This window comes from Salmonella sp. SA14318 (genome assembly GCF_029866905.1).
In the GTDB taxonomy this organism is placed as follows: Bacteria; Pseudomonadota; Gammaproteobacteria; order Enterobacterales; family Enterobacteriaceae; genus Salmonella; species Salmonella enterica.
The window spans coordinates 4,437,145-4,457,549 of the sequence record NZ_CP123282.1 but is presented as its reverse complement, the minus strand read 5'-3'; the positions used below and the strand labels follow the sequence as shown (position 1 = coordinate 4,457,549).

Below are 20,405 nucleotides of genomic sequence, written 5' to 3'. Positions count from 1 at the left end.
TTACTGAAGCGGCGGGCCTTTGACCAGACAGGTGAGTCTTAAAGCTATTTACTTTAGGGTAAAGCGCGCGTAGAACCGCGAATAATCAGCTCGCAATCCATTAAACGCGAGCCGCTGCTCACATTTTGCCCCTGCATCTGATCGAGCAACAGCAGCATCGCCTCGCGACCAATGTCAAAACGCGGCTGCGCCACGGTTGTCAACGGAGGGTCGCAAAACTCGGCCAGCGCGATATTGTCAAAGCCGATAATCGACAGATCGTCAGGCACTTTCAGACCCTGGCGCTTGGCCCAGGAGAGGGCGCCCAGCGCCATTACGTCGCTATGACAAAAGACGGCGGTAGGCGGCAACGGTTGCTCAAGCAACTGCTTTAATGCGTTTGCCCCGGCTTCAAAGGTAAAGTCGCCACGGGCGATGTAATGCGGATCGACCACAATGCCACTGCGTCTTAATGCCTGTACGTAACCTTGTAAGCGATAGTGACAGAGCGGCATATCTTCCGGCCCCGCAATACAACCAATCCGCTTGTGGCCCAAATCCAACAGGTAGTTCATGGCATTGAACGCGGCGGTCAGGTTATCGATATGTACCGTCGGCAGTTCAAGCTCCGGCGCAAACTCATTCGACATCACCATCGGAGGCAAATTGCGCTGCTCCTCAACGCTGGCGTCAAAGGGCAGTCGGGAACTGAGAAGTACCATGCCGTCGATCTGTTTGGTGATGATGAGATTAAGAAAGGTTTTTTCTTTCTGGTTTTGATGGGCGCAATCGCCAATCAGCACCAGATACCCCTGTTCTGCCGCGGTCACTTCGATACCGCGGATAATTTCACTGAAGAAGGGATCGCAAATATCCGGGACAATCACCAGAATCGTACGGGATTCATTGCGTTTTACATTTCGCCCCATCGACTGCGGGAAATAACCCACTTCAAGCGCGGCCTGTTCAACCCGGCTACGGGTCGACTGGGAGACTTTATCGGGGTTCATTAACGCGCGGGATACGGTTGCCGTAGAGACTTTCGCCTTCAACGCAACATCCTTCATCGTAGCGGCAGTAACCTGCTTGTTCGATTTCACTCTTTCTCCTCGCCTGGGAACTGCTGGCGCAGATCTATCCCTGGTAACACTCATCGAAAACATTTTTATCAGATAGTGCGTGGAAGCGGTTACAGAATTTTCATAAAAAGTGTGATGGATCTTTAATTTTACGATCCGCCTCGCATCGTGAGGACTATCCTTCAATCGGATCGACGTCCAGAACCCATTTAACTTTCCGCGCTTCCGGGAGCGTATTGATCAACGCCAGCGTGCCGCTGATGATGTGTTGCAGGCGAATCCGTGAAGGATGCTGAAGTAAAATTTGCCAGCGATAGCGGCCGCCGCGTTTTGGCGCGAGGGCCGGAACCGGACCTAAGATCCACAGCTTATCGTCTGATAGCGGGCTGGCCTGAATCAGATTACGCAACTGCTGGAGAAAGACGGGCGCCTGCTGATTGTTGTGATCCTCTGCGCGAATAATGACGTGGCTGGTCCACGGCGGAAGCTGGAGCGTTTGCCGTTCCGCCAGCGCCTGTTCCGCAAACGCATCATAGCCTTTATACAGTAACGTTTGCAGCAGGGGATGCTCAGGATGGTGCGTTTGGAGCACCACTTCGCCCTGTTTGCCCGCGCGCCCGGCGCGGCCGGAAACCTGAGTGTAGAGCTGGGCGAAGCGTTCCGCCGAACGAAAATCTGCGGAAAAAAGCGCGCCATCGACGTCCAGCAACGCCACCAGCGTGACGTCCGGAAAGTGATGGCCTTTCGCCAGCATTTGTGTGCCTATCAGAATGCGCGCTCCGCCGCGGTGAACTTCCGCCAGATGCTGCTCCAGCGCGCCTTTACGACTGGTGGTATCACGGTCGATTCGTGAGATCGGCACGCCGGGGAAGAAGGGCGCCAGCACCTGCTCCAACTGTTCCGTCCCTAACCCAACCGGTAGCATATGTGTGGAGCCGCAGGAGGGGCACTGACGCGGTACCGGACGTTGGCTGTCGCAGTGATGGCAGCGTAAATGATGCTGCGCCTGGTGCAGCGTGTAGTAGTGATCGCAACGCGGGCACTCCGCAATCCAGCCGCAGTCGTGGCAAAGCAGCGCGGGCGCGAATCCCCGGCGGTTAAGAAATAAAATTACCTGATTGTCGGCCTGGAGATGTTGGCGCATACGGGCGATAAGGGCGGGCGCCAGTCCCGCCTGAAGACGCTGGCCTTTTAAATCCAGCACATGCTGCAGGGCTGGGCGGGCGTTGCCTGCGCGCCGCGTCAGACGCAGCATCCGGTATTTTTTCTGCCGCACGTTGCATAGCGTTTCCAGGGCTGGGGTGGCGGAGCCGAGAATAATCGGGATCTGCTCGCTATGGGCGCGATACACTGCCAAATCGCGGGCATGGTAGCGCCACCCTTCCTGCTGTTTATAAGAGCTGTCGTGCTCTTCGTCGATGACAATCACGCCAAGATTTTTAAACGGCGTAAACAGCGAGGAGCGCGTGCCGATGACAATCGCCGCTTCGCCGTTTTTCGCTTTCAGCCATGCCGAAAGACGCTCGCTGTCGTTTAGCCCGGAATGCAGCACTTCCACCGGCGCGTTAAAACGTTCGCGAAAACGGGCGATCGTTTGCGGCGTCAGGCCGATTTCCGGCACCATCACCAGCGCCTGTTTGCCCTGGGCGAGGACGTTTTCCAGCACGCTCAGATACACTTCGGTCTTGCCGGAACCGGTTACGCCTGCCAGCAACCAGGCGGAGAAACCGTCCGACGCGCTGTGAATCGCGCCGACTGCTGTCGCCTGTTCGGTATTCAGCCGCAGGCGCTCTCCTGCGACGGCGTAATGCTCCCGCCAGTCGGTAAACGCGGGCGTTTCACTGGCAAGCTCACAAAGCCCCTTACGCCGCAGCGTTTGCAGCGTGGCGTCAGTAAAATCAAGCTCGGCTACCTGATAGCGCCAGATCTTTCCTTGCCGCAGCGCCGCCAGCGCCTGTTGTTGTTTGGCGGAGCGTTTCAGGCTGTTGATGTCGACGGCTTGCCCCTCTTCGGTGGCGAACCAATACCATAGGGGCGCGTTGCTGGCTGGTTTTCCCTGACGCAGTAAAACCGGCAGAGCGTGAAACAGAACGTCGCCGAGGGGATGGTGGTAGTAATCCGCCGCCCAGAGGAGTAAGCGCCAGATGGAGGGAGAAAAGATTGGCTCGTTATCCAGGATTTCAATGACCGATTTTAATTCATCGAGCGGCAATTCGCTGTGGTCGCTAACCGAGACGACAATGCCCACGCGCTCTTGCTGCTTGCCGAACGGCACGCGCACGCGGCCCCCGGCTTTGGCGACCCCGCCTTCCGGCAGCAGGTAATCAAAGGTTCGGGGAAGCGGAACGGGCAAGGCAACGTGCGCGACGGACATAGCATCTTCCTGACTTGAAATTTCGTCGGGTAGTATACACATTACGATAAGGGAGCGCGGATCAGTTTGCATACGGTGGTCAAATTCTGTATGATTCGCCGCCTTTGGTGCGTGTTGTGAGCATCAAACCCTTTACTATTAACTTCGCGTGGTGTCTGGCGTTAGGGCTGGAAGAGCGACGCGGCCTTACACTGAGGTTCCCCATGAAAAAAGGTATTCACCCGAATTACGTAGAAATTACTGCAACCTGTTCTTGCGGTAATGTTATCAAAACCCACTCTACCGTGGGTCACGACCTGAACCTGGACGTGTGCGGCAAATGCCACCCGTTCTTCACTGGTAAGCAGCGTGTTGTTGATACCGGTGGTCGTGTTGAGCGCTTCAACAAGCGCTTCAGCATCCCTGGCAGCAAATAAGTTACCGCCAGAAAAAAAGCGCCGCAGGGCGCTTTTTTTGTTTTCTAGGGATAACAGTATTTGTTCAGACAAATTCTGTGATCCGTAATCGCTTTCATTACGCTTCCTGCCGTGAGTTTTAACGAAGGATTTATAGTCAGTCCCGCGCTTTCCAGCCCCTTCGCTGTCCATTTATTGCAGGTATTGAGTATGCCGTAGCGGCCATTCGCGGCGTAAAACTGGCTATCGCCGTAAATTCCTTGTTTTAACGGAATCAGATTACCCTCTGCGTCACGCGCAAAGCTGCGGCCCAGATAACGCATCAGACTGTTACGCTGGTTTGTGTGCAGGAGCAGTGATTTTATCTCGCTACCGGCGAAATAGCGTTCTGGTTGACCGGAAAAGGCGACGATGTGCATAACCGCGCCGGATGACCAGAACATGGCCTGGAGCGTAAGCGCGGTGGTTATTTCTTGTGACTGATAAAAGCCCTTATCGCCCCAGCCGATTTCATACCACTGCGTCTCCTGAGCGAACCGTTTTTTAAGCTGTGGCAGAACGGTATTAACATCATGGGCCGGCGCAATAATTCCCGTGTGCCAGCCATGACTGACGATATAGATTTCCGTCGGGGAGGGCTGTCCGCCTGTCGTAGGTTTTACGGCTTGTGGAAAGGTTGTGCAGCCATATAGCAATAAACTTAACCAGGCGATAAAGAGATTTTTCATGACATATCACCAGCAAAGGCGCGGTATGTTGTGGCGTTTGTCTAATGACGCTGCGTTTATCGGGTCGGTGCCGGATTGGTAATCCATTGATATTTTTGCATTCCTCTTCGAGGGCAATAAGGCGAATGTCATAACTACAATACGTTTTAACCATTCAGGCGGAAGTTGGCTTCCGCCTGTTTTACTTTTACTATCTCGCTTTATTTTTTAAACATCTGCTCTGGATCGATAATCAGCGCCCGATAACCCAGCATACCGGCACGGTTACTGTGTACTTTTAGCTCCAGCATCACATCCTGAGTACCGTCTTTGACTTCATCCAGAACGGAAACGATCGGTTTTGTACCGCTCATTCCCGCTGTAGCCGAGTACATGAACATCGTTTTGGTTTCCGGGCGATATTCCGTGACGGAAGTAATGGCGCTGTACCAGTCAAAACCGCGCTCTTTACCATATTCCCACATTTGGGAAACCGTCATATTTTTTTCGTCAATTTGATATTCCACGCCGCGGGAATATTTCATTGATGGCATGGCCGGTTGTTCCATGCCGCGCGCATCGCCGTTATCAAAGGCGGTCACGACGGTTTTACCTCCGGTGCTTTTGGATGGCACTAACCAACCGGTATGTTGTGTCCATGTCCAGTCAAATCCACCGTCGCAGTGGTGCGCTTCGCAGGTTAGTGGTTTACCGTTGCTGTCTACGGGTTTCAGCACTTTTTTCGCCAGTTCGCCTTTCCAGCCGGATGGATCGGAAAGTATCCATTTCACTTTTTTATCGCGACCAATTTTGATGATGGCAGACTGGTGGCGCGAGCTAATGATAATGCTGTCGTCGCGAGGATCGTAGCTGACGGAGTTAACATGCGCCCAGTTGCGGCCCGGGCCGGAACCCGCGATATCGCCGAAGGGTTGTTTTGCAAGCTGCTCTTTGGTCATGACCTGACCGGAATGTTCGGCATCGACGCTCAAACATACCGCTCCCTGATCCATCGCCAGAATAACGTCGTCACGATAGGGGTCGAGGATTTTTGGCAGATCCCAGTAATCGACGGTATCGCCGTTCTGGTCAACTTCAAGAATATGATCACGCACCGTATTGATGGTGTATTTACCATTTAATGGATAATTTTCTTTTGCGACACGCAGCAGGTAGGTGCCTTTCGGCGTTTCGGTAATGGCGTGCGAAAAATCAATAAATCCTTTTGGCAGTCGTTTATCGGAAATAACGCGGCCTAAGAAATCATATTTAAAGTAACGTTGACCCTGGCCAAAAATAAGATTGCCATCGTTAACCTGATGGAAGCTCATCATGGAACCAAAGCGCGTTATATCATCCTGGTTACGGAATTTATCAATATTCATATAGCCGCGAACATCGCCATTCGTATCGCTAATCCAGTTGATACCGGTATAATCCCAGTTCGCCGCGCCGCCTGCGACATGCATAATGTGGCCAGCTCTTGGCATCCCTGTTATATGGTTAAAAAGATATAAGCGATTTTTAAGCGAGCTATCGACTTTAACCGGTTCTACTGTAGGAAGAACGGCAGTTTGCCCGGTAGTAGAGGGTAATGATGCCGGTGCGGCGTAAATGGACCACGTATAAGTTTGTTTTTTACCTTCTTCAGTCCAGTCAACTTTAACCTTATTGACATAATCTGGATACAAGCCAAATACAGGTATGCCGTCATGGGTATTTATAGCCTGCGGGCCGACATCATAACTGATCGGGATGCCTTTTTCCCCTTTCCCTAAAACGGTAACCTTCACGTCCTGTACATTATGATTGGCTTTATTAATGATTGCTGTTAATGGGAAAACGCCGCCGTAGGGAGCGACATCGACCATACCTAATGGCCCTTCATGTACTGGAATGACATCTGCTGATGCGACCATTGGCCTGTTTGGGTCTAAAACGCCTGAGGCCAAAACGCTGCCGCTCAAACACAGGCAGCATAATACAGGTAAGACTTTCCTTGTAAATAACATATTTATTTCTCCATTCGATATTATCGATAAAATGAATGTATATTAACCTTCTTATTTATCGGAGATGAAAAAACATTTAAAAAAGTAAAACAATCCGCGGAGGGGAATAATGATGTTGGTCACAAATATGAGGTGTCCATGGTCTTTTTAACAATACTCATCGTTATACTATTTGTTCAGTAAATATATGGCGGTGTATTATTATTCATGTACGCTTTGCTACGTGAAACTTTAAATAAAGATTGGAAGTTTAAATATAATAAAATTATATCGGTTATGACATGTCGGGAATTTTTTTCAGGAAAATAACGAAGAGAAACTTATCATGTCTGACAAATTTATCCACCGAGGGCTATTCGGGAAGATGAACGGTTAGAAAAATGTCGGAGATAGCCGTGTACAGGGGAATCGTTAAAAAAGCGCGGCCAGAGGCGTTCTGACCGCATGCTTTGCTATCAGTATTCCCACGTTTCCGGGTCAATCCCCATCTCACGCATGATCTCTTTTGCCGCTTCCGGGATTTCATCGCTGCGCTCTTTTCGCAGATCGGCATCATCCGGCAAGGGTTGCCCGGTAAAGGCGTGCAGAAATGCTTCACACAACAGCTCGCTGTTGGTGGCGTGGCGCAGGTTGTTCACCTGACGACGCGTACGTTCATCGGTGAGGATTTTTAACACCTTCAGAGGAATGGAAACCGTAATTTTTTTGACTTGCTCACTCTTCTTACCGTGCTCAGCGTATGGGCTGATATATTCGCCGCTCCATTCAGCCATGAGATACTTAATCCTCTTCGTCATTAATATTGAGGTCTGAACCTGAGCCCGGACCATAATCGCGCGTAGTTTACCGTAGTGGCGCGGCCCTGACACGAAGTTAGCGGTCGCAGATGTGCGCTAATGCATATAATTTTAACGGCTATTTGCGGTTTGCTCAATCTATACGCAAAGAAGTTTAGATGTCCAGATGTATTGACGTCTATTGTGGTAGTGGTTAATCTGTGGTCTGACTTTCACCGACTCAGCCAGGAATATCTTCATATGACGCGTAAACAGGCCACTATCGCAGTGCGTAGCGGATTAAACGACGACGAGCAATACGGCTGCGTTGTGCCGCCAATCCACCTCTCCAGTACCTATAACTTTACCGGTTTCAATGAGCCGCGCGCGCATGATTATTCCCGCCGCGGTAATCCCACGCGTGATGTGGTTCAGCGCGCATTAGCGGAACTGGAAGGCGGCGCAGGCGCGGTATTGACGAATACCGGCATGTCGGCGATTCATCTGGTCACCACCGTTTTCCTCAAGCCGGGCGATCTGCTGGTCGCGCCGCATGATTGCTACGGCGGCAGTTATCGTCTGTTTGACAGTCTGGCGACACGCGGCTGTTATCGTGTGCGGTTTGTCGATCAGGGCGATGAACGCGCCTTACAGGCGGCGCTGGAAGAAAAACCGAAGCTGGTACTGGTAGAAAGTCCAAGTAATCCATTGTTACGCGTGGTGGATATTGCGAAAATCTGTCGGCTGGCGCGCGAGGCGGGCGCAGTGAGCGTCGTTGATAACACGTTTTTAAGCCCGGCGCTGCAAAATCCGCTGGCGTTGGGTGCCGATCTGGTGTTGCATTCATGCACGAAATATCTCAACGGTCATTCGGATGTCGTGGCTGGCGTGGTGATTGCTAAAGATCCGGAAATGGTCACTGAACTGGCGTGGTGGGCGAATAATATTGGCGTCACTGGCGGGGCGTTTGATAGCTATCTGCTGCTGCGCGGTTTGCGAACTCTGGTGCCGCGTATGGAGCTGGCGCAGCGCAACGCGCAGGCGATTGTGAAATATCTGCAAACCCAGCCGTTGGTGAAAAAACTGTATCACCCGTCGCTGCCGGAAAATCAGGGGCATGAAATTGCCGCGCGCCAGCAAAAAGGCTTTGGCGCAATGTTGAGTTTTGAACTGGATGGGGATGAGGAGACGCTACGTCGTTTTCTGGGCGGGCTGTCGTTGTTTACGCTGGCGGAATCTTTAGGGGGAGTGGAAAGTTTGATCTCTCACGCCGCCACCATGACGCATGCCGGTATGTCGCCGCAGGCGCGTGCCGCCGCCGGGATCTCCGAAACGCTACTGCGTATCTCCACCGGTATTGAAGATGGCGAAGATTTAATTGCCGACCTGGAAAATGGCTTCCGGGCTGCAAACAAGGGGTAAACATGAGTGTGATTGCGCAGGCAGGGGCGAAAGGTCGTCAACTGCATAAATTTGGCGGCAGTAGTCTGGCGGATGTGAAGTGTTACCTGCGTGTCGCAGGCATTATGGCGGAGTATTCGCAGCCTGACGATATGATGGTAGTGTCCGCCGCAGGCAGTACCACCAACCAGTTGATTAGCTGGCTCAAGTTAAGCCAGACCGATCGCCTTTCTGCGCATCAGGTATTACAGACGTTACGCCGCTACCAGTGCGATCTGATTAGCGGGCTGCTTCCCGCCGACGCGGCAGATGACTTAACCAGCGCTTTTATCAGCGATCTGGAACGTCTTGCCGCCTTGCTCGACGGCGGCGTAACGGATGCCGTCTATGCTGAGATCGTCGGACACGGCGAAATTTGGTCGGCGAGATTGATGTCCGCCGTCCTGAATCAGCAGGGGCTGGATGCCGCCTGGCTGGACGCGCGCGCATTTTTACGCGCCGAACGCGCCGCACAGCCGCAGGTTGATGAAGGGCTATCTTATCCTTTATTGCAACAGCTACTGGCGCAGCATCCTGGCAAACGTCTGGTCGTGACCGGCTTTATCAGCCGCAATCACGACGGCGAAACGGTCCTGTTAGGCCGGAACGGTTCCGACTATTCCGCCACGCAAATCGGCGCGCTGGCGGGCGTTTCCCGCGTGACCATCTGGAGCGATGTCGCGGGCGTTTATAGCGCCGACCCGCGCAAAGTGAAAGATGCCTGCCTGCTGCCGTTGCTGCGTCTGGACGAAGCCAGCGAGCTGGCGCGTCTGGCGGCGCCTGTTCTGCACGCCCGCACACTACAGCCAGTGTCCGGCAGCGATATCGATTTGCAGTTGCGCTGTAGCTACACGCCGGATCAAGGGTCAACCCGAATTGAACGAGTGCTGGCTTCCGGGACGGGCGCGCGTATCGTGACCAGTCACGATGACATCTGTCTGATTGAGTTTCAGGTGCCAGCCAGCCAGGATTTCAGGCTGGCGCATAAAGAGCTCGACCACATTTTAAAACGGGCGCAGGCGCGTCCGCTGGCGGTGGGCGTGCATCGCGATCGCCAGCTATTGCAGTTCTGCTATACCGCCGAGGTAGCGGATAGTGTACTGAAACTCCTCGACGATGTCGGGCTGCCGGGCGAATTGCGCCTGCGGCAGGGGCTGGCGCTGGTGGCGATGGTCGGTGCGGGCGTTACTCGCAATCCGCTACACTGCCATCGCTTCTGGCAGCAGTTGAAAGGTCAGCCAGTGGAGTTTACCTGGCAGTCGGAGGAGGGCATCAGTCTGGTGGCGGTGCTGCGTACCGGCCCGACTGAGAGCCTGATTCAGGGGCTGCATCAGTCTGTTTTCCGCGCCGAAAAACGCATTGGCCTGATGCTGTTCGGTAAGGGGAACATCGGCTCCCGTTGGCTGGAACTATTTGCCCGTGAACAAAGCACGCTTTCCGCGCGTACTGGTTTTGAATTTGTGCTGGCGGGCGTGGTGGATAGCCGCCGTAGCCTGTTGAATTATGAAGGGCTGGACGCCAGCCGCGCGCTGGCATTCTTTGATGATGAAGCCGTTGAGCAGGACGAAGAGTCGCTATTCCTGTGGATGCGTGCGCATCCGTATGATGATTTAGTGGTGCTGGATGTGACAGCAAGCGAGCAACTGGCCGATCAGTATCTGGATTTCGCCAGCCACGGTTTTCATGTGATTAGCGCCAATAAACTGGCGGGCGCAAGCGCCAGCGATAAGTATCGCCAGATTCATGACGCGTTTGAAAAAACCGGGCGTTACTGGCTGTATAACGCCACCGTGGGCGCGGGATTGCCGATCAACCACACGGTGCGGGATCTGATTGACAGCGGCGATACGATTCTCTCGATCAGCGGGATCTTCTCCGGGACGCTATCCTGGCTGTTCCTGCAATTTGACGGTACGGTGCCGTTTACCGATCTGGTGGATCAGGCCTGGCAGCAGGGGCTGACCGAACCCGATCCGCGCGTCGATCTTTCCGGAAAAGATGTCATGCGTAAGCTGGTGATTCTGGCGCGCGAGGCGGGATACGACATCGAGCCGGATCAGGTGCGTGTAGAATCGTTGGTGCCGGCGCACTGTGAAGAAGGGTCTATCGATCACTTTTTCGAAAACGGCGACGCGCTGAATGAACAGATGGTGCAGCGTCTGGAGGCAGCCCGCGAACTGGGGCTGGTGTTGCGTTACGTGGCGCGTTTCGACGCCAATGGCAAAGCGCGCGTCGGCGTTGAAGCGGTGCGTCCGGAACATCCGCTGGCGGCGCTGCTGCCGTGCGATAATGTCTTTGCTATTGAAAGCCGCTGGTATCGCGATAACCCGCTGGTGATCCGTGGGCCGGGCGCGGGTCGAGATGTGACCGCCGGGGCGATTCAGTCGGATATCAACCGCCTGGCGCAGTTGCTGTAATAAAGGCAAGTTCGTGAGCGAAGCGCCGGGTTGCGCTTCGCTCCCTCATCAATACGTTATGCAGTCATTCTGTAGATACTGATATACGAAGCGCCATCCGATTGCTGACGAAACATTATGGCGTGATGCTTTTTACATTCTCAACCCGGACATCCATCCGGGGGTAAGGAATATTGATGCCGTTTTCATCCATTGCTTCCTTGATATTTTCCAGAAGATCGTAGTAAGTACTCCAGTACTGAGCGTTGGGCACCCATACGCGAACATAGAAATTCAGGCTGGAGGGCGCAAGTTCGCCCAGGCGGACCGTAATATCGCGGGTTTTATCAATGCGATGATCTTGCTCAATAATACGATGTATCACGCTTTTTACGTCAGCAATACGGCTTTGGTAATCCACACCAATAATCAGATCAATACGTCGATAGGGGTGTCGTGAATAGTTGATAATATTATCAGCAATAATTTTACCATTCGGGATGACAACTTCTTTGCTATCCGCAGTGAGCAGAGTGGTGGAGAAAATATGGACCTTTTCTACTGTGCCGATAACCAGGCCAATTTGTACAATTTCCCCGGCGCGGAAAGGGCGCAGGGAGACAAGCAGTACGCCTGCGGCAAAGTTGGAAAGTGACCCTTGCAGCGCCAGACCAATGGCTAAACCCGCCGCGCCGATAACGGCAATAATTGAGGAGGTTTCTATACCGACACGGCCAAGAGCGGCTACTGCCGTGAAAGCTATCGTGATGTAGCGAACCAGCGCGGAGAAAAAGTGGACAATAGTGGCATCCACTTGCCGCCTGAGAAGTAATTTTTCCAGCCCCCTCGATAGTAAGCGAGCTATTAACTTACCGATGAAAAGTAGAATGATGGCGGCAACAACATTCCAGCCAAAATGAATTACCGAGTCACTGTGCTCGGCCATCCATTTGATCGCGCCTTTAATTTTTGGAAATAGCTCAAAACCTTCCATGTTTATCCTCTGTCAGCAGTATCCGCGGTATTAGCGGTAATAAAACGGTTCATTTTTGCCTGGATAATCGCCGCGCCGACGGGTGGCAGCAGTAACGCCCAGAATAGTGTCCAGCCGGTTCGTATTCCGCCATCTTCGTTTTTATTCGCCAGCAGATCGCGGATTTCGTCGCTAAGCGTCAGACACAATATGGCTGTGCCAAACGGCATAATGGCTGACAGCCATCCCGCGCCACATGCGGTCATGAGTCGGGACGAAGGCGCCACAAATTGCATTTCCCGGTGAATTCTGAAGAACCAATAAATAATATAAAATGGAATGAAAAAGCCCAATAATGCGACGACAAGGGGTTCTGCGCACTCAGGTCGCTGGGTTGATGAGAACCTTTTGGGCGGTGCAATATAGAAAAGTTCTTTTTTGAGCGGTAATAGTAGCAAAAGCGCGATAACCGCTAAAGTAATTACGATTATTCCTATATAAGGAATTGAGTATATAAATATAGACAGATAGCCAGCGATGATAAATTTGAACAGTAAGCAGAGGCTAAATAAAATAACAAATGTCTGAGCACTGCCGATAGCGCTGAAAAGCAGCATGGGGACTAACAGCGTTACGATCCCCATACCCAGATTAATTAAAAACTGCGCTATGATAAGCCTGACTACGTCAGACGGGCCATTTATGCAGAAGGAACAGACCACGCCAATGATTAACAGGAGCGCAACAAAGTAGAAGGGGTAACAATTTTTTATACGGCAGACAAACCAGCTGGCAACCATACCCAGGAGGTATCCCAGTTGGCCGCAAACGAGAATAACACCAATACGATCGGCTGGAATAGACAGTGATTTACTCCAAAAATAAACACCATACGACGATCCCAGCGAACTGATAAAAGAGAGCACCAAAAAGAAAAAAGTGATCCCCCAGAATCGATAGCTACTCAGGAGATCGGCGCAGGTCCATTTTTTATCTGACATTGACGGTAAAGTAATTTCCATATTTATCCCTTGTTTTCCATAGAAAATAAGAATGTATAGAGCTATTTAAATTGATAATAAATATTGATTATGTGAATAACGTTTATAGCCAATTTTAACTTAAAACGAAGGGCCATTTTATCAAATAGTTCTATTCTTTTTCAGCGTATAAAAGTAGGATGTGAGGTGATTAAATCTATAGCGCCTTCTGAATGATAATCTGTGATTTTTTATGCGTGGCATTACATCATTGGGTTAAATGTGATTCCATTGTGAGTTATATTTTTCCGTCAGCAAATACAGAATTTGCGTGACGCGTTTGGCGGAATAGTGGGCGCTTTGCTGGAATTCAGGTTGTTGCCATAGCCAGGTAACAAAGCGGCGACTAGCCGCCAGATTAACGGCGACACCTTGTTCTAAGTGGGAACCGGTTAACGAACAGACCATTTTGCGGTTGTGACCTTGCCCCCAGAGCTGCCACTGATTTTGCCACCATCCCTGCCATGTTTTGCCTAACAGTTGCCACTCTGCGCGGCAATCGTCATCGTTTATCTCTTCCTCAACGAACCACAGCGAGGAGAGACGCTGGCGAAACCGCTCCGCCCATGCCGTAATGACCGCGCCGCGCAAAAAACACTCATGGGCAATGATGTGTGTCGTGACATCAGGAAAGCGGTTTTTCAGCACCCGAAAATGACCATGCGCCGTAATGACCGGGCGAAGTATTGTTCCTTGCGCGTTACGTTTAAGCGCCGCCGGGCCATACTGAATCTCATCGAACTGACTGCGCTGTAAAAATTGCCGTTCTTTAGTGGCGATACGGTGAATAATATCGCCATTCTCACCCTCGGGCGGCGCAATTCCTTTCCAGTGGTAATGCAAACTCTTTCCGGCAGAAAGTAACGTGAAATTGCTGGAAAGGTGAAGAATATTGCCGCGAACAGCGTCAAAACTGAATAAAAAATACAATTGCTGGAAGGCATTCGCTCCCTGAAACGGTACGAGCAGCGGAATACTGCAAATCTGTTCCGGCGTTTCGGCGACATTCAGCGCGTGCTGTTTTGGCGTCCAGACCTTCTTACAGTACTGGCACTGAAGTCGCTGCGTTCCGCCGGGATTACGTCCATAGCGAATCCATGTTTTTTGATAGCAGTCGGGACAAAAGTGACCATGCTCTTTGGCATATTGCGCGATATAAGCAGACGCCCAGCGGCGAAATTCCCCCTCGTTGAAGAGCGGCGGATAACTGCCGCAGGCTCGACAATGCAATGCCGGATAACCCAGGCGATAGTCCGGCCACACATAATCCGGCGAGTCAGGCAGCCCAAGATTGCGACAACCAGCGCTTTTGCAGGCATTAATGGTGAACAGAGGCGGCATACATTTTACCAACGATTTTGGCAGGTCGTTGATTCTGCCTTCATAAAACGGTACGCGGGTGTGAGGACTCTCACATAAAAAAACCTTTCAGAACGTAACGTAGCGAATCTTTATATGACTGAAAGGGACTTATTTATGAAAGTAAAACTGCTTGCTGCCGGTATTTTGTTCACGCTGCCGTTCTGGGCCTGCGCCAAAGATGTCACCATTATTTACACTAACGATCTACACGCCCATGTGGAGCCTTATAAAGTGCCGTGGATTGCTGACGGTAAACGCGATATTGGCGGTTGGGCCAATATCACTACGCTGGTGAAGCAGGAAAAAGCCAAAAATAAGGCGACGTGGTTTTTTGATGCCGGAGATTACTTTACCGGACCGTATATCAGCAGCCTGACGAAGGGTAAAGCGATTATCGATATTTTGAATACCATGCAGTATGACGCTGCCACTATCGGTAATCATGAGTTCGATCATGGCTGGGACAATACATTGTTGCAACTGAGCCGGGCGAAATTCCCTATCGTACAGGGCAATATTTTTTATGAGGACAGCAGTAAATCCTTCTGGGATAAGCCGTACACCATTGTTGAAAAAGATGGCGTCAAGATTGGCGTAATCGGCTTACACGGTGTCTTTGCTTTTAATGATACGGTATCCGCCGCGACGCGCGTGGGCATTGAGGCACGCGATGAAATTAAGTGGCTGCAACGTTACATTGATGAACTTAAAGGTAAAGTCGATCTGACCGTCGCGCTGATCCACGAAGGCACCCCGGCCCGCCAGTCCAGCATGGGGAATACCGATGTGCGACGCGCGCTGGATAAAGATATTCAGACCGCAAGTCAGGTAAAAGGGCTGGATATTTTGATTACCGGCCACGCGCATGTCGGTACGCCAGAACCGATTAAAGTCGGTAATACGCTGATTCTTTCAACGGACAGCGGCGGCATTGATGTGGGTAAACTGGTGCTGGATTACAAAGAGAAACCACACCACTTTACGGTGAAGAACTTCGAGCTGAAGACCATTTTTGCTGATGAGTGGAAGCCCGATCCGCAAACGAAACAGGTGATCGACGGCTGGAACAAAAAGCTCGATAAAGTCGTGCAGCAAACGGTGGCCCAGTCGCCGGTCGAGTTAACGCGCGCTTATGGCGAATCGTCGTCGCTGGGGAATCTGGCGGCGGATGCGCTGCTTTTTACGGCGGGGAAAGACACCCAGTTAGCGCTTACTAACTCTGGCGGTATCCGCAACGAAATCCCGGCTGGCGCGGTGACGATGGGTGCGGTAATCAGTACCTTCCCGTTCCCTAATGAACTGGTCACGATGGATTTAACCGGTAAACAATTGCGCAGCCTGATGGAGCATGGCGCTGGATTAAGCAACGGCGTATTGCAGGTGTCTAAAGGGCTGGAGATGAAGTATGACAGCAGCAAACCTGTCGGCCAGCGGGTTACCGTGCTGACGCTCAATGGCAAGCCGATTGACGATGCTACGGTTTATCACATTGCCACCAACAGCTTCCTTGCCGACGGCGGCGATGGTTTTGCGGCATTCACGGAAGGCCAGGCGCGGAACACCTCCGGCGGCTACTATGTGTCGAATGCGATAGTTGATTACTTTAAGGCGGGCAACACCATCACGGATGAGCAGCTCAAAGGGATGCGCGTTGCGGATGTGAAGAAGTAATTTCCCCTGCCGCGGCGCGTTCAGTGTCGCGGCGTGACATGAAGAAAATTCAACTTTGCTGAATATTCCTCATTCTTTGGCGTGATTTTTCAGTTGACGTCCTTCCGCTTTTCCGTCATTTTTACATCTGGACGTCTAAACGGATAGATGTTTACAACACAACAAATAATAACATGCGATTGATGAGGTAAGGTATGAGCTTTTTTCACGCCAACCAGCGGGAAGCCCTGAATCAGAGCCTGGCGGAAGTACAGGGTCAGATTAACGTTTCGTTTGAATTTTTCCCGCCGCGCACCAGTGAAATGGAGCAAACCCTGTGGAACTCCATCGATCGCCTGAGCAGTCTGAAACCGAAGTTTGTTTCGGTAACGTATGGCGCCAACTCCGGGGAACGCGACCGCACTCATAGCGTTATTAAAGGCATTAAAGAGCGTACTGGGCTTGAGGCCGCGCCGCACCTTACCTGTATTGACGCCACGCGCGATGAACTGCGCACCATCGCCCGCGACTACTGGAATAACGGTATCCGCCACATTGTCGCTTTGCGCGGTGATTTGTCGCCGGGCAGCGGTAAGCCGGAGATGTACGCCGCCGATCTGGTTGGTTTGCTCAAAGAGGTGGCCGATTTCGATATTTCAGTAGCGGCCTATCCGGAGGTACATCCGGAAGCGAAAAGCGCGCAGGCCGATCTGCTTAATCTGAAGCGTAAAGTGGATGCTGGCGCTAACCGCGCGATAACCCAATTTTTCTTCGATGTGGAAAGCTACCTGCGTTTTCGCGACCGCTGTGTTTCTGCCGGTATCGACGTAGAAATTATTCCCGGCATTTTACCGGTGTCTAACTTTAAACAGGCGAAAAAATTTGCCGATATGACCAATGTCCGCATTCCGTCCTGGATGTCACTGATGTTTGAGGGGCTGGATAATGACGCAGAAACCCGCAAGCTGGTGGGCGCTAACATTGCGATGGACATGGTGAAAATTTTAAGTCGCGAAGGAGTGAAGGATTTCCACTTCTACACGTTGAATCGTGCGGAAATGAGTTATGCCATTTGCCACACACTGGGCGTAAGACCGGGTTTATAACCTCCAGCTCCCTGCCGGGAGCTTTATTACATCTCATATTGATCTACATCTCTGTAACTAAAAATATAAAAGGTATTAGCTATCGAATCTGTGGATTAATTCAACTATATCTATTTGCTCCTGGTGTATATCGTAACGGTAACACTTTAAAAGGGAGCTGAGATATGAGCACGACCGACGATACCCATAACACGTTATCCACTGGAAAATGTCCTTTCCATCAGGGGGGGCATGACCGAAGCGCAGGCGCAGGGACAGCCAGCCGCGACTGGTGGCCGAACCAGCTTCGTGTGGATCTTTTGAATCAACATTCCAACCGTTCTAACCCGCTGGGTGAAGACTTTGACTACCGCAAAGAGTTTAGCAAGTTAGACTACTCCGCCCTGAAAGGGGATCTCAAGGCGCTGCTGACCGATTCACAACCGTGGTGGCCCGCCGACTGGGGCAGCTATGTCGGTTTGTTTATTCGTATGGCCTGGCATGGCGCTGGCACCTACCGTTCTATTGATGGTCGTGGCGGCGCGGGTCGTGGTCAACAGCGTTTTGCGCCGCTTAACTCCTGGCCGGATAACGTCAGCCTGGATAAGGCGCGTCGTTTATTGTGGCCGATTAAGCAGAAATATGGCCAGAAAATTTCCTGGGCCGACCTGTTTATTCTGGCGGGTAACGTGGCGCTGGAAAACTCCGGCTTCCGTACCTTCGGTTTCGGCGCCGGGCGTGAAGATGTCTGGGAACCGGATCTGGATGTGAACTGGGGCGATGAAAAAGCCTGGTTGACTCACCGACACCCTGAAGCGCTGGCAAAAGCGCCGCTGGGCGCGACCGAGATGGGCCTTATCTACGTTAACCCGGAAGGGCCGGATCACAGCGGCGAACCACTTTCTGCCGCCGCCGCTATTCGCGCTACCTTTGGCAATATGGGGATGAACGACGAAGAGACCGTGGCGTTGATCGCTGGCGGGCATACCCTCGGTAAAACCCACGGCGCGGCAGCGGCATCCCATGTAGGGGCCGATCCGGAAGCCGCGCCGATTGAAGCGCAGGGCTTAGGTTGGGCCAGCAGCTATGGTAGCGGCGTTGGCGCGGATGCTATCACCTCCGGGCTGGAAGTGGTCTGGACGCAGACGCCGACCCAGTGGAGCAACTATTTCTTCGAGAACCTGTTCAAATATGAGTGGGTACAAACCCGTAGTCCGGCTGGCGCTATCCAGTTTGAAGCGGTAGACGCGCCGGACATCATCCCGGACCCGTTCGATCCGTCGAAAAAACGTAAGCCAACCATGCTGGTCACCGACCTGACGCTGCGTTTTGATCCGGAGTTCGAGAAGATTTCCCGTCGTTTCCTTAACGATCCGCAGGCCTTTAATGAAGCCTTTGCTCGTGCCTGGTTCAAACTGACGCACAGAGATATGGGACCAAAAGCGCGTTACATCGGACCGGAAGTCCCGAAAGAAGATCTGATCTGGCAGGACCCGTTGCCGCAACCGCTCTATCAGCCAACGCAGGAAGACATTATCAACCTGAAAGCGGCGATCGCTGCATCCGGGCTTTCTATTAGCGAGATGGTTTCGGTTGCCTGGGCATCCGCGTCTACTTTCCGCGGCGGCGATAAGCGTGGCGGCGCTAACGGCGCGCGTCTGGCATTAGCGCCTCAGCGCGACTGGGAGGTCAACTCCGTTGCGGCTCGCGTTCTGCCGGTATTAGAAGAGATCCAGAAAACGACGAATAAAGCCTCGCTGGCCGATATTATTGTGCTGGCGGGCGTGGTCGGTATCGAGCAGGCGGCCGCTGCTGCGGGTGTCAGCATCAGCGTACCTTTTGCGCCGGGCCGGGTGGATGCGCGTCAGGATCAGACCGACATTGAGATGTTCTCGCTGCTTGAACCGATTGCCGATGGATTCCGTAACTATCGTGCGCGTCTGGATGTGTCGACGACCGAATCGCTGTTGATTGATAAAGCGCAGCAGTTAACGTTGACCGCGCCGGAAATGACGGTACTGGTTGGCGGGATGCGTGTGCTGGGAACCAACTTTGATGGCAGCCAGAACGGTGTCTTTACTGACAGACCGGGCGTGCTCAGCACTGACTTCTTCGCTAATCTGCTGGATATGCGTTACGAGTGGAAACCGACCGACGAATCTAATGAGCTGTTCGAAGGCCGGGATCGTCTGACTGGCGAGGTGAAATACACGGCGACCCGCGCCGATCTGGTGTTTGGTTCCAACTCCGTACTGCGCGCGCTGGCGGAAGTTTACGCGTGTAGCGATGCGCACGAGAAGTTTGTGAAGGACTTCGTCGCGGCATGGGTGAAAGTGATGAACCTGGACCGTTTCGATCTGCAATAATCTGATAGGTTAATTCGTCAGCGGCTGCTATTCGGTAGTCGCTGACGTTTTCCGCGTTTAATGCGAAAAATAACGAAAATGTCCCGTTACTTTCCAGTTAAATAATACATCTTCCTCCTGTGCTCCCGCGCCTATGTTATGCACAACCAGCGGCACCCCTTCAGGCGTGACGTTCAGGGATACCACGCCAATATGCGCAAGGCCGTTATCCAGTCGCCAGGAGACAATATCTCCCGGTTGATAATCGCTATATTTATCTGTCACCGGCAACGCTTTGTTTTGACGCTGGAACCAGGTTTCCAGATTCGGAACGCGGCGATGGTCGATATTGCTGTCCGGGCGTTTCAGCTTCCAGTTATTCGGATAGGCAGAGAAATGCGCCTGCATGTCTTCATGTACCCGTTTCTGTAAATCAACCTGCTGACTGCGCAGCGCGCGGATGACGACATCTGCACATACGCCACGCTCCAGCGGAAGATCGCCATTCGGATAATCCAGACGAACATAGGCAGCATCATAAAATAGCGTCTTACCTATTTGCGTCCCGGCACTTTGGGCGATTGCAGCATTAGTTTGCGCCTGAACGGTTATTGGTCTGGTATCAGAGCGTGGCGAATGATGAGAGATATGGCTAATAAAAAAAGCAGCAAGAATACCGATAAGTGCCTGTGCGAATTTCATCTTCTTCATCCGTGAAGTGTGTCAGTACGTCATTTGACTTTCCGCGGAGAGAATGGTGCGTGATAAAAAAGTCTATTTCAGGACAAAATG

15 protein-coding genes are annotated in these 20,405 nt (G+C 52.2%); 6 read left to right on the top strand and 9 right to left on the bottom strand.

Annotated features, from left to right (window positions below; translation table 11 throughout):
* Nucleotides 1-53: 53 nt before the first annotated feature.
* Nucleotides 54-1,079 (bottom strand): DNA-binding transcriptional regulator CytR, encoded by a 1,026-nt coding sequence (gene cytR / locus QEN32_RS21180; RefSeq protein WP_000841337.1) that lies wholly within the window; start codon nt 1,077-1,079, stop codon nt 54-56.
* A 154-nt stretch (nt 1,080-1,233) separates the two neighbouring features.
* Complete coding sequence (priA, locus tag QEN32_RS21175) at nt 1,234-3,432, bottom strand: primosomal protein N' (RefSeq protein ID WP_265322359.1); 2,199 nt, start codon at nt 3,430-3,432, stop codon at nt 1,234-1,236.
* 203 nt (nt 3,433-3,635) lie between these two features.
* On the opposite strand from priA, the gene rpmE reads away from it, so the two are divergent.
* Nucleotides 3,636-3,848 (top strand): 50S ribosomal protein L31, encoded by a 213-nt coding sequence (gene rpmE / locus QEN32_RS21170; protein WP_000715284.1) that lies wholly within the window; start codon nt 3,636-3,638, stop codon nt 3,846-3,848.
* A 44-nt stretch (nt 3,849-3,892) separates the two neighbouring features.
* Here the strand turns inward: rpmE and QEN32_RS21165 are convergent, their stop codons facing one another.
* The 3 genes from QEN32_RS21165 to metJ form a co-directional block, all read right to left on the bottom strand.
* Complete coding sequence (locus tag QEN32_RS21165; protein ID WP_064034422.1) at nt 3,893-4,555, bottom strand: TIGR02117 family protein; 663 nt, start codon at nt 4,553-4,555, stop codon at nt 3,893-3,895.
* Nucleotides 4,556-4,755: 200 nt separating this feature from the next.
* Nucleotides 4,756-6,546 carry an aryl-sulfate sulfotransferase gene (locus tag QEN32_RS21160; RefSeq protein ID WP_265322358.1) on the bottom strand — a complete coding sequence of 597 codons (1,791 nt, stop codon included), beginning with the start codon at nt 6,544-6,546 and terminating at the stop codon, nt 4,756-4,758.
* 455 nt (nt 6,547-7,001) lie between these two features.
* Nucleotides 7,002-7,319, bottom strand: coding sequence for a met regulon transcriptional regulator MetJ (gene metJ / locus QEN32_RS21155; protein ID WP_000852811.1), 318 nt, complete (start codon nt 7,317-7,319; stop codon nt 7,002-7,004).
* Nucleotides 7,320-7,583: 264 nt separating this feature from the next.
* On the opposite strand from metJ, the gene metB reads away from it, so the two are divergent.
* Entirely contained in the window at nt 7,584-8,744 is a 1,161-nt protein-coding gene (gene metB, locus QEN32_RS21150; protein WP_000197213.1) for a cystathionine gamma-synthase, read from the top strand.
* A 2-nt stretch (nt 8,745-8,746) separates the two neighbouring features.
* Nucleotides 8,747-11,179, top strand: a complete 2,433-nt coding sequence (locus QEN32_RS21145) for a bifunctional aspartate kinase/homoserine dehydrogenase II (protein WP_000110805.1) — start codon at nt 8,747-8,749, stop codon at nt 11,177-11,179.
* A 115-nt stretch (nt 11,180-11,294) separates the two neighbouring features.
* On the opposite strand, the gene mscS is transcribed toward QEN32_RS21145, so the two are convergent.
* The 3 genes from mscS to QEN32_RS21130 form a co-directional block, all read right to left on the bottom strand.
* Complete coding sequence (gene mscS / locus QEN32_RS21140) at nt 11,295-12,152, bottom strand: small-conductance mechanosensitive channel MscS (RefSeq protein ID WP_000398251.1); 858 nt, start codon at nt 12,150-12,152, stop codon at nt 11,295-11,297.
* Between the two features lie 2 nt (nt 12,153-12,154).
* Entirely contained in the window at nt 12,155-13,153 is a 999-nt protein-coding gene (locus QEN32_RS21135; protein WP_265322357.1) for a sugar porter family MFS transporter, read from the bottom strand.
* Between the two features lie 234 nt (nt 13,154-13,387).
* Nucleotides 13,388-14,512, bottom strand: coding sequence for a hypothetical protein (locus QEN32_RS21130; protein ID WP_001728570.1), 1,125 nt, complete (start codon nt 14,510-14,512; stop codon nt 13,388-13,390).
* 135 nt (nt 14,513-14,647) lie between these two features.
* On the opposite strand from QEN32_RS21130, the gene QEN32_RS21125 reads away from it, so the two are divergent.
* The 3 genes from QEN32_RS21125 (at nt 14,648) to katG (ending at nt 19,634) form a co-directional block, all read left to right on the top strand.
* Nucleotides 14,648-16,204: a bifunctional UDP-sugar hydrolase/5'-nucleotidase gene (locus QEN32_RS21125; RefSeq protein WP_000865252.1), complete on the top strand. Its 1,557-nt coding sequence runs from the start codon at nt 14,648-14,650 to the stop codon at nt 16,202-16,204.
* A gap of 194 nt (nt 16,205-16,398) precedes the next feature.
* Nucleotides 16,399-17,289 (top strand): methylenetetrahydrofolate reductase, encoded by an 891-nt coding sequence (gene metF, locus QEN32_RS21120; protein ID WP_265322356.1) that lies wholly within the window; start codon nt 16,399-16,401, stop codon nt 17,287-17,289.
* Nucleotides 17,290-17,453: 164 nt separating this feature from the next.
* Complete coding sequence (gene katG, locus QEN32_RS21115; RefSeq protein ID WP_265322355.1) at nt 17,454-19,634, top strand: catalase/peroxidase HPI; 2,181 nt, start codon at nt 17,454-17,456, stop codon at nt 19,632-19,634.
* Nucleotides 19,635-19,691: 57 nt separating this feature from the next.
* Here katG and QEN32_RS21110 read toward each other — a convergent pair whose 3' ends face one another.
* Nucleotides 19,692-20,315, bottom strand: coding sequence for a DUF1287 domain-containing protein (locus QEN32_RS21110; RefSeq protein WP_000666689.1), 624 nt, complete (start codon nt 20,313-20,315; stop codon nt 19,692-19,694).
* Nucleotides 20,316-20,405 lie beyond the last annotated feature (90 nt).

Bases quoted from the DNA above. Each gene is read 5' to 3' on its own strand.
- priA (WP_265322359.1), bottom strand. From the start codon at position 3,432: ATGTCCGTCGCGCACGTTGCCTTGCCCGTTCCGCTTCCCCGAACCTTT.
- rpmE (WP_000715284.1), top strand. From the start codon at position 3,636: ATGAAAAAAGGTATTCACCCGAATTACGTAGAAATTACTGCAACCTGT.
- QEN32_RS21165 (WP_064034422.1), bottom strand. From the start codon at position 4,555: ATGAAAAATCTCTTTATCGCCTGGTTAAGTTTATTGCTATATGGCTGC.
- QEN32_RS21160 (WP_265322358.1), bottom strand. From the start codon at position 6,546: ATGTTATTTACAAGGAAAGTCTTACCTGTATTATGCTGCCTGTGTTTG.
- metJ (WP_000852811.1), bottom strand. From the start codon at position 7,319: ATGGCTGAATGGAGCGGCGAATATATCAGCCCATACGCTGAGCACGGT.
- metB (WP_000197213.1), top strand. From the start codon at position 7,584: ATGACGCGTAAACAGGCCACTATCGCAGTGCGTAGCGGATTAAACGAC.
- QEN32_RS21145 (WP_000110805.1), top strand. From the start codon at position 8,747: ATGAGTGTGATTGCGCAGGCAGGGGCGAAAGGTCGTCAACTGCATAAA.
- mscS (WP_000398251.1), bottom strand. From the start codon at position 12,152: ATGGAAGGTTTTGAGCTATTTCCAAAAATTAAAGGCGCGATCAAATGG.
- QEN32_RS21135 (WP_265322357.1), bottom strand. From the start codon at position 13,153: ATGGAAATTACTTTACCGTCAATGTCAGATAAAAAATGGACCTGCGCC.
- QEN32_RS21130 (WP_001728570.1), bottom strand. From the start codon at position 14,512: ATGCCGCCTCTGTTCACCATTAATGCCTGCAAAAGCGCTGGTTGTCGC.
- QEN32_RS21125 (WP_000865252.1), top strand. From the start codon at position 14,648: ATGAAAGTAAAACTGCTTGCTGCCGGTATTTTGTTCACGCTGCCGTTC.
- metF (WP_265322356.1), top strand. From the start codon at position 16,399: ATGAGCTTTTTTCACGCCAACCAGCGGGAAGCCCTGAATCAGAGCCTG.
- katG (WP_265322355.1), top strand. From the start codon at position 17,454: ATGAGCACGACCGACGATACCCATAACACGTTATCCACTGGAAAATGT.
- QEN32_RS21110 (WP_000666689.1), bottom strand. From the start codon at position 20,315: ATGAAATTCGCACAGGCACTTATCGGTATTCTTGCTGCTTTTTTTATT.